This window comes from Rhodanobacter hydrolyticus, assembly GCF_044904645.1.
In genome coordinates, this window is sequence record NZ_JADIKK010000008.1 from 4,023,082 (window position 1) to 4,036,754 (window position 13,673).

General features: G+C 66.7%; 14 protein-coding genes. 6 read left to right on the plus strand and 8 right to left on the minus strand.

Features of this window, described 5'->3' with window-relative positions; translation table 11 throughout:
- Positions 1 to 50: 50 nt before the first annotated feature.
- Entirely contained in the window at positions 51 to 464 is a 414-nt protein-coding gene (locus ISP25_RS20525) for a winged helix-turn-helix transcriptional regulator (RefSeq protein WP_404616221.1), read from the minus strand.
- Between the two features lie 105 nt (positions 465 to 569).
- Between ISP25_RS20525 and ISP25_RS20530 the strand changes: the two genes are divergently transcribed.
- The gene (locus ISP25_RS20530; RefSeq protein WP_404616222.1) at positions 570 to 1,235 is read left to right on the plus strand and encodes a hypothetical protein; all 666 of its coding nucleotides are present in this window, start codon (positions 570 to 572) and stop codon (positions 1,233 to 1,235) included.
- A gap of 239 nt (positions 1,236 to 1,474) precedes the next feature.
- Here ISP25_RS20530 and ISP25_RS20535 read toward each other — a convergent pair whose 3' ends face one another.
- Positions 1,475 to 1,978: a Slp family lipoprotein gene (locus tag ISP25_RS20535; RefSeq protein ID WP_404616223.1), complete on the minus strand. Its 504-nt coding sequence runs from the start codon at positions 1,976 to 1,978 to the stop codon at positions 1,475 to 1,477.
- Positions 1,979 to 2,021: 43 nt separating this feature from the next.
- Positions 2,022 to 2,945, minus strand: a complete 924-nt coding sequence (locus ISP25_RS20540) for a 23S rRNA (adenine(2030)-N(6))-methyltransferase RlmJ (protein WP_404616224.1) — start codon at positions 2,943 to 2,945, stop codon at positions 2,022 to 2,024.
- Between the two features lie 92 nt (positions 2,946 to 3,037).
- On the opposite strand from ISP25_RS20540, the gene ISP25_RS20545 reads away from it, so the two are divergent.
- The 4 genes from ISP25_RS20545 to ISP25_RS20560 all read left to right on the plus strand — a co-directional run bounded on the left by ISP25_RS20545 (position 3,038) and on the right by ISP25_RS20560 (position 6,815).
- Positions 3,038 to 3,376, plus strand: a complete 339-nt coding sequence (locus ISP25_RS20545) for a hypothetical protein (RefSeq protein WP_404616225.1) — start codon at positions 3,038 to 3,040, stop codon at positions 3,374 to 3,376.
- Between the two features lie 88 nt (positions 3,377 to 3,464).
- Entirely contained in the window at positions 3,465 to 5,138 is a 1,674-nt protein-coding gene (locus tag ISP25_RS20550; protein ID WP_404616226.1) for a copper resistance system multicopper oxidase, read from the plus strand.
- Positions 5,135 to 6,196: a copper resistance protein B gene (locus ISP25_RS20555; protein ID WP_404616227.1), complete on the plus strand. Its 1,062-nt coding sequence runs from the start codon at positions 5,135 to 5,137 to the stop codon at positions 6,194 to 6,196. Before ISP25_RS20550 ends, ISP25_RS20555 begins: the two co-directional genes overlap by 4 nt.
- Before the next feature lie 10 nt (positions 6,197 to 6,206).
- Positions 6,207 to 6,815 (plus strand): c-type cytochrome, encoded by a 609-nt coding sequence (locus tag ISP25_RS20560; protein WP_192159923.1) that lies wholly within the window; start codon positions 6,207 to 6,209, stop codon positions 6,813 to 6,815.
- Here ISP25_RS20560 and ISP25_RS20565 read toward each other — a convergent pair.
- Entirely contained in the window at positions 6,809 to 7,450 is a 642-nt protein-coding gene (locus tag ISP25_RS20565) for an NAD(P)-dependent oxidoreductase (RefSeq protein ID WP_404616228.1), read from the minus strand. The genes ISP25_RS20560 and ISP25_RS20565 overlap by 7 nt on opposite strands.
- Positions 7,451 to 7,563: 113 nt before the next feature.
- On the opposite strand from ISP25_RS20565, the gene ISP25_RS20570 reads away from it, so the two are divergent.
- Positions 7,564 to 8,463, plus strand: a complete 900-nt coding sequence (locus ISP25_RS20570; protein ID WP_404616229.1) for a LysR family transcriptional regulator — start codon at positions 7,564 to 7,566, stop codon at positions 8,461 to 8,463.
- Between the two features lie 40 nt (positions 8,464 to 8,503).
- On the opposite strand, the gene ISP25_RS20575 is transcribed toward ISP25_RS20570, so the two are convergent.
- The 4 genes from ISP25_RS20575 to ISP25_RS20590 all read right to left on the minus strand — a co-directional run bounded on the left by ISP25_RS20575 (position 8,504) and on the right by ISP25_RS20590 (position 13,169).
- Positions 8,504 to 9,433: a DMT family transporter gene (locus tag ISP25_RS20575; protein WP_404616230.1), complete on the minus strand. Its 930-nt coding sequence runs from the start codon at positions 9,431 to 9,433 to the stop codon at positions 8,504 to 8,506.
- Between the two features lie 37 nt (positions 9,434 to 9,470).
- On the minus strand, positions 9,471 to 11,600 hold the full coding sequence (locus ISP25_RS20580; RefSeq protein WP_404616231.1) for an AsmA family protein: 2,130 nt from the start codon (positions 11,598 to 11,600) through the stop codon (positions 9,471 to 9,473).
- Between the two features lie 124 nt (positions 11,601 to 11,724).
- Positions 11,725 to 12,519: a siderophore-interacting protein gene (locus ISP25_RS20585; RefSeq protein ID WP_404616232.1), complete on the minus strand. Its 795-nt coding sequence runs from the start codon at positions 12,517 to 12,519 to the stop codon at positions 11,725 to 11,727.
- Positions 12,519 to 13,169, minus strand: a complete 651-nt coding sequence (locus tag ISP25_RS20590; protein WP_404616233.1) for a PadR family transcriptional regulator — start codon at positions 13,167 to 13,169, stop codon at positions 12,519 to 12,521. Before ISP25_RS20590 ends, ISP25_RS20585 begins: the two co-directional genes overlap by 1 nt.
- Between the last annotated feature and the right edge of the window lie 504 nt (positions 13,170 to 13,673).

The following is a 13,673-nucleotide window of genomic DNA, read 5'->3' on the forward strand; positions in this document are numbered from 1 at the left end:
GGCGGCCATTGTAGTGGCGTGCGTTCGTCGCCGAAGTCTTCCCCGGGACCTTACTTCGCTTGTGTCTTGCGCGCGCGGCGTGCGGTCGAGGCCTTTGTTGCCGCTCCGCTGCCTGCCGGTCCCGAGCCCATCGTCACCGTTCCCGGTATGTATTGCTTGCCCCAGCGTACGAACGCGAGCAGCACGTCGCCCAGGGCCCTGCCTTTCGGGGTGAGCGTGTAGGCATAGCGCACCGGGCGCTCCTGGTAGGGCGTGCCGATGATGATGCCGGCGGCCTCCAGGCGTCTGAGGCGCTCCGCGAGGATGTTGGTCGGGATGTGTTCCGGGGAGTCCGCGATTTCGCCGTAGGTGCTCTTGCCGTGCAGCAGGTCGCGCACCACCAGCAACGACCATTTGTCGCCGACGATGTCGAGCGAATTGGCGACCGCGCAAGCGGAACGTGCGAAAGACCTGGCGGTGCTCATTCTGGCGGCTCTCCATGACAGCAAGATTTGTTGCTTGCATTATGAAAGCTAGTCGGGTACTTTCGCCACAAACTTGCAAAATGCAAGTTACTTGAGGAGGCGCTCATGTCAGCCACAGTTCTTCCGCGCCCCGCCACGCAGGGGCCTCACGGAACTAGCAACATTCGTCAGGGAATCGTCCTGGTCTTGGCCGCATGGTTCGGGCTTGTCGTGTCGCTCGGTATATCCGGCGCCTTCGTCGGGCGTCCCGGGCAGCCACCGGTCGCCATAGCCATCGGGGTTGGTGCGCCTCTGTTGATGTTTTTTGCGTGGCTACGGTTCTCGCCGTCGTTCCGCGCATTCGTTCTCTCGCTCGACCTGCGTCTGATCACGGCCATGCAGGCCTGGCGATGGGCCGGCCTGGGTTTTCTGTCGCTGTACGCACACAATGTGCTGCCGGCCATGTTTGCGTTGCCGGCGGGTCTTGGCGACATGGCAGTCGGCTTCGCTGCCCCATGGATGATCCTGGCTCTCGTGCGTCGCAGTGACTTTGCCGGCAGCCGGGCATTCGTCCGATGGAACCTGTTCGGCATGCTCGATCTTGCCGTGGCCATCGTCCTTGGAACCCTGAGTGCCACTTTGTCCAGTGGAGCCGCGGGCGAGATCACGACTGCGCCGATGGCAACGCTGCCACTGCTGGTGATCCCGGCGTTTCTGGTCCCGCTGTTTCTGATGTTGCACACAGCGGCCTTGATGCAAAGCCGGCTCATCGCCCGCGGTTCGCGCGTGTAGGAAGCGCAGGACTGACTGCAGTCGTCAGCTGTTGCGGTGCGTCGGCCAGTCCTGCTTTCTATTGCTCCGTCGTGCGGTGCTGATGTACAGCAGACGGCGGGGAAGGCGTGCCAAGCCTCGCCACGCTTGATCCGACAGTTCATCAGCTTGATCGCTGACTGCGCTGGCGGCAGGAGAACAGAGCCGCCATGAGCCCGGCAGCCGCTTCGTTGCCTTCGCGTAGTCGTGGTGACGAAGGTTCAGCGGATGCCGACGCCCACGCCCACACCGAAGCTGACATTCGGGTGCCCGCTGCGCATTTCGTCGGGTGTCCACACATGCGATTGCGCGATCTTCACCAGCGGGAACACGTAGTCCGCTTGCCCGACCTTGCCGACGCGGGTGCCGCCGAGTTGGCCGTCCACCGTGATGGGCGCGCCGCCCGGATAGTTCATCGGCTCGGCGTAGCCGGGCACGATGGCGATGAAGCGGCCGCTGGCGCCCGCGCCGAAGCGGGGACGCTGCGAGGAGTCGATCGGGTAGGCAAGCACCTCGATTTCACTGTGGTCCGGTAGGTTGCGCACACCCACCACGCGGCCTCCCCAGATCACCTGGCCTTGTGCGAACTGCTCCGGTGTATGGGCCACCTGGGCCGGCGTGGCGGCAAGCGTGCCGGGAGCGATTTTGTAGATCGGCGGGGGGGCGCAGGCGGCCAGGCCGAGCAGCACGGAAGACAGGAGGAGGGTGCGGGTGACGGGACGCATGGCGGACTCCAGGATCGAAGATCGCAACAACGACGCAGTGAGCTTAGCGACGGCGTGGCGAAGGAGGTAGTTTCGCGGTTCTAGCCGGTGGCGCAGGCGCAGCCTCATCCACCAGCCAGTCCAGCTTCCATTCGGCGGGGTGTCCCTGGGCAAGCAGGCGGGCCATCGCGCGCAGCGGTTCACGCAGGGTTTCGTCCAACTGCCAAGGGGCATTGATGATGGCCATGCCCGAGCCGTTGAGGCGCAGCGGCGAGTCGCCGCCGTGCACCAGCAGCTCCGCGCGCAGCACGCGCTTGGCGCCGCAGTGCGTGAGCCATCGCAGGAACGGTTGCACCTGGCTGCGTCGCTTGATCGGGTACCAGATGGCGTAGATTCCGCCGGGCCAGCGTTGCAGCGCCTCCTTCAAGGTCTGCTCGATCAGCCGGTACTCGGCTTCCTGCGCCTCGTAGGGCGGATCGATCAAGACCAGGCCGCGTTTTTCCTTCGGTGGCAGCAGCGCTTTCAGCGCCTCGTAGCCGTTGCGTTCATGCACGTGCACACGCGGATCGCGGTGGAACAGCTCGCGCAAGCGTGCGGCTTCCTCGGGGTGCAGTTCGCACAGTTGCGCGCCGTCGATGTCGCGCATGGCTTGTGCGGCCTGCAGAGGCGAGCCGGGGTAGAGTTTCACGCCGTGTTCGTTCCCGGGCAGCGCGAGGATGGAATCCAGCCATCGGCGCAGCAGTGGCGGCAGCGGCTCGTGGCTGGCGCCGGCGAGATCGGGAAACAGCAGGCGGTTGATGCCGTCCTTGTATTCGCCGGTCTTGTCGGCTTCGACGCTGTCCAGCGCATAGCAGCCGCTGCCGGCGTGGGTATCGATCACGCAGAACGGTGCAGGCTTGTGCTTGAGCGCCTCGATCAGCGCCAGCAGCAAGGCGTGCTTCAGGACGTCGGCGAAATTGCCCGCATGGTAGGCGTGGCGATAGTTCATAGGGGCGTTCGTGGGCAGGGTGCGCCAGTATAGGCCGCATAGAGCCTCCTCCAGAGTTGAGTGCTTTCGGCATGCATGGCTATGCTCGCTGCATGCGCCAATCCTTCCTCTGCCGTCTGCGTCGCTGCCGCGTGTTGTTCGCGCTGGCCTTGTGCGCATGGTTGGGCGTGGCCTTCACGGCGTTTGCAAAGGCCGATTGCTGTGCAGGCATGGATGGGACCAAGGTGATGACGCAACACCATGGCGCGCCCGCGCCGGTGCACGCGGATGGCGTGCATGCCGATTGCGCCTGTGCGCACGTGACGGCGACGCTGCCTGTTTTTGCCGTGCCGGTCGGCCTTGCGCGTTTCGCAGCAGTGACTTGGCAGGCATGGCCTGCCGAGGCTCCCGATCTGGCCCACGCGCCACCCTTGCGGCCACCGTTGGCCTGACCCCCTCCGTTCGCGCCGACTCGTTCGGTTGATTGCCTGCGCCTGCAGGCTCGTGGCCGCGTGCGTGGCCATGCATCGGGAGTGAAGAATGAATACGCTGGATTCGCGCGACCCGCGATTGTCGCGCCGACGTTTCGTGCAGGGTTTGATGCTGGGCGGCGTGGCCGCCGGTCTGGGAATGCGCGCCGGGCCGTCCGCCGCGCAGGCGGCGCGTGTCGGGCCGTGCGAGCTGCGCGGGACGCAGTTCGACTTGTCCATCGACGAGCTGCCAGTGGATTTCACGGGATGCAAGCGTGTCGCCACCGTGGTGAATGGGCAGTTGCCCGCGCCGTTGTTGCGCTGGCGCCAGGGCGACACGGTGACATTGCGCGTGACCAACCGGCTGCGCGTGCCCAGTTCCATCCATTGGCACGGCATCCTGCTGCCCTCCGGCATGGACGGCGTGCCAGGCATCAGTTTCGCCGGCATCGCGCCAGGCGAGACATTCACGTATCGCTTCCCGGTGCGGCAAAGCGGCACGTATTGGTATCACGGCCATTCCGGCTTTCAGGAGCAGACCGGTCTGTACGGTCCCATCGTGATCGAGCCCGCGGGTGGCGAGCGCTTCCCCGCAGACCGCGATTACGTGGTGATGCTCAGCGACTGGACGGACGAGGATCCGCTGGCGATCTACGCGCACCTCAAGAAGCAGGGCGATTACTACAACCACGCCGAGCCCACGGTATCGGATTTCCTGCGAGATGCGCGCGTGCAGGGTTTGTACAAGGCGCTCGTCGAGCGGCGCATGTGGCAGCAGATGCGCATGAGTCCCAACGACCTCGCCGACGTAGGCGGCGCTACCTATACCTACCTGATGAATGGCCATGCGCCGGCGGCCAACTGGGAGGGCTTGTTCAAGCGCGGCGAAAAAGTGCGGCTGCGCTTCATCAACGGCTCGGCGATGACGATCTTCGACGTGCGCATCCCCGGCCTGAAGATGACCGTGGTGGCCGCCGACGGGCAGGACGTGGAGCCGGTGAGCGTGGATGAGTTCCGTATCGCCGTGGCCGAGACGTACGACGTGATTGTGGAACCTTCGGACGACCGCGCCTGGACCGTATTCGCGCAATCCATCGATCGCAGCGGCTACGCCCGCGGCACGCTGACGCCGCGCGAAGGCATGGGGGCGCCGGTTCCGGCGATGGATGCGCGCGCGCCGTTGGCGATGATGGACATGATGGGGGCCGTGGATGGCGGCACCATGGCGAAGCACGCCCGCACGGAATACCGCAATCCCGGCGTGGACATGCGCGTGGACATGCCGCGCACCAATCTCGACGACCCGGGCGCCGGCCTGCGCGGCAACGGTCGCCGCGTGCTCACCTACGACGACCTGCATACCGTCGGCGGTTCGCTGGACACGCGCGAGCCGGGCCGCGAGATCGAGCTGCACCTCACCGGCAACATGCAGCGCTACATGTGGTCGTTCGATGGCGTGAAGTTCTCGGACGCCAGGCCCCTGCATTTCCGCGCCGGCGAGCGGCTGCGGCTGGTGCTGGTCAACGACACCATGATGGACCACCCCGTGCACCTGCACGGCATGTGGAGCGAGCTGGAAAGCCCTGACGGCGGCTTCCAGGTGCGCAAGCACACCCTCAATGTGCAGCCTGCCCAGCGCATCGCCTATGGCGTCACCGCCGACGCGCTGGGTCGCTGGGCCTACCACTGCCACATGCTCTACCACATGGAGGCAGGGATGATGCGCGAGGTGGTGGTGTCATGAGCGCATTCATCCGCAACACCTTGGCTTGCATTGCGCTCTCGTTGTCGCCGTTGGCGTGGGCGCAACAGACCGCTCCCGCGCCGGCAAGCAGCACGAGCATGGACATGGGTGGCATGGACATGCCGGGCATGCCGCAGGGCTCTCCCAAATCAGCGAAGCCAGCGCCGCAGGCGAAGCAGCTCGAGCCTGCATCGGCGGGCAGCACCGCTGCGGACATGGGAGATATGGACATGCCCTCGATGCCAGGCATGGATCGCTCCAGGCATGCCGGGGGCACGGTGGCGGCGAAGGATCACGGTCAACCGCATGACATGGGCGCCATGCCCGACATGCGCATGCAAGGTGGTGTGGCGCCACGGGCTGCGCGCAGCGCCGACTACTCGGACGGCAACGGCTATGGCGTCATGCCCGGCATGGACATGCTCGACGCCGGGCCGTTGGGCATGCTGCGTTTCGACCAGCTCGAAGCCTTCGACGGCCTGCATGGCAGCGGCCAGTCGTGGGAGATGGAGGGCTGGTATGGCACCGACATCGACAAGCTGTGGCTACGCAGCGAGGGCCAGCACGAAGACGGTCGGTTCGACGACAGCGATGTCGAGGCGTTATGGAGCCATGCCGTCGCGACGTACTGGAACACCCAGCTCGGCGTGCGCAACGACTTCGGCGAAGGTCCCGCGCGCCAGTGGCTAGCGCTCGGCGTGCAGGGGCTGGCGCCGTACTGGTTCGAGCTGGCAGCCACCGCCTATGCGAGTTCGGGTGGCCGCACGGCGGCGCGCCTGCGGGCCGATTACGAGCTCCTCATCACCCAGCGCCTGGTCCTGCAGCCGGAGCTGGAAGCGAATTTCCAAGGCAAGGACGACCCGCAGCGGCGCCTCGGCAGCGGTCTGTCCGACGCCAGCTTCGGCTTGCGCCTGCGCTACGAGATACGGCGGCAGTTCGCCCCTTACCTGGGCGTGGTGTGGACGCGGCGCTTCGGCGGCACGGCGGCATTCGCACGCGATGAGGGCCGCCCGGTCTTCGACCGCCAGCTCGTCGCTGGCCTGCGCATCTGGTTCTGAGGATCACGTCATGAAGAAAGGCGTCGAACGCACGCTTGTTGTCGCTGCCACGCTCGCGGTGCTTGTCGCCGGTGCGGGTGCCTATGCCTGGTCGGGGCTGTACGACATCGGTGCCGATACGCCGCACTGGAAGCCGACCTATGCCTTGCTCGAAACCCTGCGCGACCGTTCCGTCCATGCCCGTACCGCAAATCTCGCCATGCCCGATCTTGACGACCCGCAACGGATTCTCAAGGGCGCTGGCCAGTACGCGGCCATGTGCACCGGCTGCCATCTCGCGCCGGGCATGCGCGATTCCGAAATCCGCCCCGGTCTGTATCCGCAGCCGCCGGACCTCACACGGCAGCGGGTCGATCCCAGGGCCGCGTTCTGGGTCATCAAGCACGGCATCAAGATGAGCGCTATGCCTGCCTGGGGCAGCAGCCACGACGACGCCACCGTTTGGAGCATGGTGGCCTTCCTGCGCAAGCTGCCGGGCATGACGCCGGAGCAGTACAAGGCCATCGTGGCCAAGGCGCCGCCGGACGACGACATGGATGCCGGCGACGCCCGCCCCGCCATCGGCCATCCGGGCATGGGCGACATGTCCGGAATGGACGGTGCTTCTTCTGCTCAGTAGGCCACGGTGATGCGGCGTCGCGTCGCGTCGCCTTTCTCGACACGGTCGAGCAGGGCGGCCGCATAGTCGGCCACGCTGATGCGGCTGACGCCGCTGGCGTCGGCCAGCAACTGGTCGCCACCGATGCGGTAGTGACCGGTACGCGCGCCGTCCTCGATCAGCGCAGCAGGGCTGATGTAGGTCCAGGCCAGGGGCGACGCGCTGGCGCGGAAGGTTTCCAGCGCACGGCCCTGGGCTTCGGCCTCGGGCTTCCATGCTGCCGGGAAGTTCGGGTCGTCGAGCACGCGCACGCCCGGCGAGGTTTCCAAGCTGCCGGCGCCGCCCACCCAGACGAGGCGCGGCACGCCGGCCGCGGGCAGCTGGTCGAGCAGGATGCGCGCGTTGCCGGGCAAGCTGTCCGGGTTGCCGTCGCGGCGGGCGGACAGGCTGGCCACCACCGCGTCGCTGCCGCGCACGGCAGCCAGCCAGGTCTGCGGGTCCGCCACGTCGCCGGTGACAACGCGGAGCTTGTCCTGGCGCGTGTCGAGGCGGCCCGGCTCGCGCACGATGGCAGTCACGTCGTGGCCGCGCGCCAGCGCTTCGGCGAGGATGGCGTGGCCGATGTGGCCGGTGGCGCCGAACAGTGCGATGTGCATGGAAGGTTTCCAGTGGAGGGGAGACGAAGCGCAGCATGCACCCTCCCATTTGCTGGATAAACCGTCGCAGAAGTAATTCACTGTAAAGTAAAAGTTGACAATGGAGAACAGCCATGGGCGAGGTCAATCTCAATCGTTGGGCGGTATTCGTGGCGCTGGTGCGCGCCGGCTCGTTCACCGCGGCGGCGGAACAGCTGGGCCTGACCAAGGCGATGGTGAGCCAGCACTTGGTGCGGCTGGAGCGCGAACTGGGCGTAACGCTGCTGGTGCGCAGCACGCGGAGGATGACGCTGACCGAGGCTGGCATGGACTTCCATGCCGATTGCGTGCGCATTCTGGGCGAAGCCGAGGCGGCGATCGCTCGCATGGGCGAAAACCGCGAAATCCCGCGCGGCACGCTGCGCCTCACGGCGCCGGTGAACTATGGCGCCATGGTGGTGGCGCCCGCGCTGGCCAGCTTCCTGCGGGCCTGTCCGGAGGTGAGTACCGAGCTGGTGCTGGACGATGGCATCAGCGACCTGATCGGCGGCCGCTTCGACCTGGCAATCCGCGGCGGCCCGCTGCGCGATTCCGGCTTGCATGCGGTGCGTCTGGCCGGCTTCCGCCAGCTGCTGGTGGCGGCGCCGGCCTATCTCGACGCGCGCGGACGGCCGCGCCGGCCGCAAGACCTCGCGGACCACGATGCGATCCTGCTTTCGGTGCTCAGCTCACCCGCGAACTGGACCTTCACCGCGCGCAACGGTAGCCACACCCGTGTACGCCTGACCCGCCGCGCCGTGGCCGACAGCGCCGCGGCGGTGCACGCGATGGCGCTGGCCGGCGCTGGCGTGGCGGTGCTGCCCGACTTCATGGTGCAGGCCGAGCTCGCGACAGGCCGCCTCGAACACCTGCTGCGTACCCAGCGCTTGCCTGAAGGAAGCTTCCACGCGGTCTACGCCGGGCTTCATGCGCCAGCGAAGGTGCGGGCTTTCATCGACCACCTGCGGGCGCGTCTTGCGGGCGGCGCGGAATGAAAGGCCTCCGACGAGGGTGATCCCGCAGCCGGGGCAGTTGCTACTCGACGATGTTGTGGCTCTCCGCGACGGCCAGCAGCTCCGGCTGCTCCGGTTCACCGCGTTTGCGGTGCAGCAGCGGGTGGGCGAACACGGCGGCAAGGATCACTGCCACGCCGGCGTAGAACCAGCCGTCCAGCTGGCGCTGCTCGTCGAGCAGCAGCACCGCCAGCACGATGGCGTAGACCGGTTCCAGGTTGGTCACCATCTGCACGCCGAAGGCGCTCAGGTGGCGCAACGCCACCAGCGCCAGCGCGAACGGCAGCAGGGTGCAGCCGAAGGACAGCGCGAGCAGCAGCAGCGCGTCGTGCATATCCGGCAGCACGAAGGCAGGGCCGGCGTGCGGGAGCAGGGGAGCCAGCAGGCCGAGGAAGACGGTGCCGGCGCCCAGCTCGATGCAGGTGATGGTGAGGGGGTCGCCGTGTTCCACCATGCGCTTGTTGAACGCGCTGAACAGCGCCACCAGCAATGCGCATACCACGCCCACCGCGATGCCCATGCGCATGCCCGGGGGCACCCCGCCCACCACCATCACCACGCCGGGCACCACCGCAACGCCGATCAGCATTTCGCGCGGGTCGAACTTGCGCCTGGCGATCCAGGGTTCCACGAAGGCGAGGAACACCGGCCCCAGGGCCATGCAGGTGGCACCCACGGAAGCATTGGCGAGCTTGATCGCGGCGTAGAAGGTCAGCCAGTGCAGCGACACCAGCACGCCGATGCCGGCGTAGGCCCAGCGCAAGCGCGCAGGCATCGCGCGCAGGCCACGCCACACCCGCGGCATCAGCAGCAGGGCAACCGTCACCAGCAGCACGCGCCACCACACCAATGGCAGCGCCGGCAGGCTGATCAGCTTGCCGAGGATCGCGGTGAAGCCCCACAGCAGGACGCAAAAGTGGATCTGCAGACGGGCCTTGCTGACGGCTTGCATGGAATACGCGCTATCCAGAAGAAGCGCGCATTGTAAATCAGCGCTGTGCCTTGGCCGCTGGCGCTCGCAACTGCTGCAGCACCGCGGTGCAGGTATGGGTGTTGCCGGTGTCGTGACTGGGGGCGACCAACGCCAGCAACGCGGCGGCCGGGGCGGCGACTACGCCCAGCGCCAATGCGCCGGCGCCGCGCGCCAGCAGCGGGCCGGCGTGCACGCCCACGTCGGGCTGCTTCAGCGTACCGTGCACGTACAGCGGCGAGCGCAGCGTGAACAATCGGAAGCCCTTGGTGTGCGGCACGACATCCAGGTCGAGCTTCTCGTTGGCGAAGTTCACCGTGCCTTTCACATCGATCAGCGCGTCCTGCGTGTCGACCACAAACAGACGTGTGCTGAACAGGCCATCCTCTGCCACGAAGTCACTGGCGGCACAGTCGATCTTCACCGTCTTGTCGCCGAAAAGCTTGCCGAGCACGATGTTGCCCACGTTGAGGCCGGCCATTTCCAGCAGGTTGCGGCTGATCGCGCCGTTGTCCATCAGCAGCTTCAGCTCGCCGCTGGCGGTGCCGAGCAGGGTGGCGACGGAGTTGCCGCGCGCATCGAGCTCGGCATCGCCGTTGATCTCGCCCAGGCTGGTGTGCATGGAGGCGAAACCTTGCGACAACTGCTCGATGCGCAAGCCGCGCACGCCCAGCTTGAGCCTGCCGCGCATCGGCGCGGTACTGCCGTCGAGACGCACCATGCCGTTCACCTGTCCGCCGGCCACGCCGAAGTGCAGCGGGTCCAGGGTCAGCGTGCCGCCGTCCATCACGAGGTGCGTCGACAGCGACTGGATCGGCAGCGACGGGCCGTGTTCGATGCGCGCGGCGGCAAAGGTGACGTCGGCATCCATCGCCTTCCAGCGATCGGTGCGGAAGGACTGCGTGGGCAAAACGCGATCGGAAGCGGCAGCGGGCGGCATCGTGGTGCTGGAGCCGCCACCGCCGACCAGCGGCGCAAGGTCGGCGAAGCGCAATTGCGCGGCTTGCAGCTTGCCGCTGAGCTTGGGGCGCACGCCGCCGGTGACGTAGTCGACGTCGCCGGCGATGTCGCTGGCGCCCACGTGCGCGCGGAAGTCGTGGTAACCGAAGCGGTTGCCGCTACGCGCCAGCGTGGCGGTGAGCCGGCCACGGGTGGCGTACGGCGGAGTGTCGGGCAGCGTCACGCCGAGGATGGGGTAGAGCTTGGCCATGCTGGAGCCGGCGAGCCACAGGCGCAGGTCCAGCGCGCCGAGATGCAGGGGGTCGGTCAGTGTGCCGACCAAGGCGATGTGCGTGTCGCCGATGCGCAGTTTCGCCTGCAGTGGAAACGGCTGGCCGGATTGCTGCAGGGCCAGCACGGCGCCGGTTTTCCCGCTGCCCTCCAGCGGCGCACCCTGGTAGCTGCCTTGAGCGCTCCAGGCGAACTGGTAACTGGACTTCCGCGCGGCCGCATCGCCGGGTTTGTCCTGATCGTTGTCCTTGTCCATGGTCTTGCCGGCACCGCGGCCGGCGCTGCTCACCGCCTGCGTACGCGCATCCGCCGTTGCCTGCGCCACGATCTGGTCATAGGGAACCGCCTGCTGCAGCGGCTGGATGTGCGCGGTGATTTGCACATGGCCGGCGGCATCGTCGAATACGACCTGGCCGGCACCGAAGCCGATGGCACCGAGATCCACCGTCCACGCGGAAGGTGTCTGGCTTTGCGGCAGGTTGAACGTCCAGTTGGCTCGACCCTGGGCATCGCGTTCCAGGTCCACGCTGGGGTTCACCAGTTGCAGGCTGGGAATGCGCACGTGGTGCCACAGCAGGTCCAGCGGCGACAGACTGAAGCGCACGGCGTCCAGGTGCGCGAACTGCGGCTGCTTCGTCCATGCCGGGTTGGCGACCGAGATGTCGTGCGCCACGATGTGCGGCCACGGCACCCATGCATGCCAGCCCTGCGACTGCGGGTCGCGCTTCCACTCCATGCCAAGGTCGCCGTTTATCGCGAACGGGCGGCCAATCGCCGTGCTGGCCTTTTCGTCGATGGTCGGCTTCAGCCTGTTCCAGTCGAACAGGGAGAGCGTTATCACCAGTGCCGAAACCAGCACGATGAGCAAGGTCACCGGCAAGCCGATGACCCATGCCAGCAGTTTGTATCTGCGTCTCATGATCGTCTCCCTGCGGCTGCAAGGCGGCACGCCGTGGCGATGGGGTGTGCCAAGGCTTAACCGATGAGGTGGCAAGGTTTTGTAGTGGACGCCTGGTTCAACTCATTCTGCGTTCAGATGGGGGTCAATCCCCGTCGTCGTCCGCATGGGCTTTCCAGTAGCCCGTGGCCTTGATCCAGTCCTTCGGTATGCCGCGTTGCTCCAGCGATTGGCGCATCGTGCGGGCGCGGTCCGATTCGGTGGCGATCCACCAGAAGCGATCGCCTTCGATGGCGGGCAATTCGTGCAACGCCTGCTCCAGCGATCCGCCCTCCGCGGCGTCGCGTCCGAACCACTGGATGTCGACACGTGCCTGCGAGAAGAGTGTCTGCCTGTCGGCGATTTCCGGTACTTCGATCAAGGCCGTGGCGTGCATGCCTGGGGGCATTTCTTCCAGCCAGCGGCTGATCGCGGGCAGGGCGGTTTCGTCGCCGACCAGCACGTAATGGTCGAAATCGTTGGCGATCACGTGCGAGCCGCGCGGACCGCCGGCTGCGATCCACTGCCCAGGCGCCGCCTGCTCGGCCCAGCGCGCAGCGGGGCCGTCGCCGTGCAGCACGAAATCGATCACCAGCTCGCCGCGTGCGGCGTCGTGATGGCGTGGCGTGTAGTCGCGCATAGGCGAGGGCTCGCGACCCGAGGGGAATTCCAGGCCCTGGGCGCCCAGCGAGGGCGGCACGAGTTCACCGTGGCGGTTGGGGAAGAACAGCTTCACATGGTCGTCGGGCGCGGCGCTATGGAAGCCGCGCAGTTCGGCGCCGCCGAACGTCACGCGCTGCATGTGCGGCGTAATGCGCTCGACGCGCGCTACGGCCAGCGTGCGCAGCACGACGTCATGGCGCAGGCGCTGGTGGGCATGCCGTACGAAGGGTAGCTGCATCAGTCGTTCGTCCCGCCGGTGGCGATTTCATGGGCGGCACGTTCGAGGATCGCGGCGACGCGCTCGGCTTCCGCCTTGTCCCAGCTGATGCGCATCAGCATCGCGTGCTTGAGCGCGTGCATCGCCTTGCGCACGCGCATCGGGGCGGCCATCTTCGCCGCCAGCTTGGCGCTATGCTCGGTGCGTGCATTGGCCGCGTCCACCGCGGCACGGTTCTCGTCAAGGAAGACGCGACCTTCGGCGGTGATCGCGTACAGCTTGCGATTGCCCGCTTCGTTCTCCACCGACGCATAGCCCATGTCCTCGAGCATCGCGAGGGTGGGATAGATCGCACCGGGGCTGGGCGTGTACTGGCCGTGGAACATCTCCTCGATCATGCGGATCAGCTCGTAGCCGTGGCGCGGCTGCTGCTCGATCAGCGCAAGCAGCAGCAGCTTGAGGTCGCCATGGCCGAACATGCGGCCGCCGCCGCCTCGGCGGCCGCCGCGCAGGCCGTCCCAGCCGCCGAAGGCGTCGCCGCCGCGGCTGTCGTCGAAGGGACCATGGCGGCCGGCATGGAAGCCGCGGCCGTCACCTTCCATGTCGAAGGGGTTGAAGTCGTGGGAGTGGTGGTGGTGGCGGATGTGTTGAAAGAAGTGGTGCATGCGCATGGCGTGTTCCGATATATCGAATTGGTGAATTCAAGATATATCGTAGATATGTCTTTTGCAAGGCCGTGGCCGGGACCGGATTTGGGGTATGGCGAGGACAGAGCGCTTTCGTGCGGCTGCCGCAGCCCCAGCTACTTCGCTTTTGCGTGCCCATGCGCGCGCAGGAGCGCGTGCGAACGGCAAAGGCGCTCCAGAGGGCGCAGAACTGTCTGCTCGTCATTCCGGCGCAGGCCGGAATCCAGGAGCGATCATGCTTGTTCGAGCATCACGGTCACTGGATGACCAGCTTCGCTGTTGTGAAGCTCCTCCAGCCTGCGCCGGAATGACGAGCCAGAAGCAGGGCGGCCGCTGCAAGATGCTTCCCTCGGTAACCAGATACGGCGCGGTGTGGCCGTGCTGTCTATCGCATAGGAGGGAGTGGTTCCAATGTCCCGGACATGGGTTGTTCGTAGTTCCGGCGGATTGAATCAGTCCGTTTCTCTGGGTTATCTCTCTTGGCTCCGG

What these genes read in the sequence shown, in the direction of transcription:
- ISP25_RS20590 (WP_404616233.1), bottom strand. Translation starts at nt 13,169, where the DNA reads ATGCGCATGCACCACTTCTTTCAACACATCCGCCACCACCACCACTCC.
- ISP25_RS20575 (WP_404616230.1), bottom strand. Translation starts at nt 9,433, where the DNA reads ATGCAAGCCGTCAGCAAGGCCCGTCTGCAGATCCACTTTTGCGTCCTG.
- ISP25_RS20580 (WP_404616231.1), bottom strand. Translation starts at nt 11,600, where the DNA reads ATGAGACGCAGATACAAACTGCTGGCATGGGTCATCGGCTTGCCGGTG.
- ISP25_RS20525 (WP_404616221.1), bottom strand. Translation starts at nt 464, where the DNA reads ATGAGCACCGCCAGGTCTTTCGCACGTTCCGCTTGCGCGGTCGCCAAT.
- ISP25_RS20555 (WP_404616227.1), top strand. Translation starts at nt 5,135, where the DNA reads ATGAGCGCATTCATCCGCAACACCTTGGCTTGCATTGCGCTCTCGTTG.
- ISP25_RS20540 (WP_404616224.1), bottom strand. Translation starts at nt 2,945, where the DNA reads ATGAACTATCGCCACGCCTACCATGCGGGCAATTTCGCCGACGTCCTG.
- ISP25_RS20550 (WP_404616226.1), top strand. Translation starts at nt 3,465, where the DNA reads ATGAATACGCTGGATTCGCGCGACCCGCGATTGTCGCGCCGACGTTTC.
- ISP25_RS20570 (WP_404616229.1), top strand. Translation starts at nt 7,564, where the DNA reads ATGGGCGAGGTCAATCTCAATCGTTGGGCGGTATTCGTGGCGCTGGTG.
- ISP25_RS20585 (WP_404616232.1), bottom strand. Translation starts at nt 12,519, where the DNA reads ATGCAGCTACCCTTCGTACGGCATGCCCACCAGCGCCTGCGCCATGAC.
- ISP25_RS20530 (WP_404616222.1), top strand. Translation starts at nt 570, where the DNA reads ATGTCAGCCACAGTTCTTCCGCGCCCCGCCACGCAGGGGCCTCACGGA.
- ISP25_RS20545 (WP_404616225.1), top strand. Translation starts at nt 3,038, where the DNA reads ATGCGCCAATCCTTCCTCTGCCGTCTGCGTCGCTGCCGCGTGTTGTTC.
- ISP25_RS20535 (WP_404616223.1), bottom strand. Translation starts at nt 1,978, where the DNA reads ATGCGTCCCGTCACCCGCACCCTCCTCCTGTCTTCCGTGCTGCTCGGC.
- ISP25_RS20560 (WP_192159923.1), top strand. Translation starts at nt 6,207, where the DNA reads ATGAAGAAAGGCGTCGAACGCACGCTTGTTGTCGCTGCCACGCTCGCG.
- ISP25_RS20565 (WP_404616228.1), bottom strand. Translation starts at nt 7,450, where the DNA reads ATGCACATCGCACTGTTCGGCGCCACCGGCCACATCGGCCACGCCATC.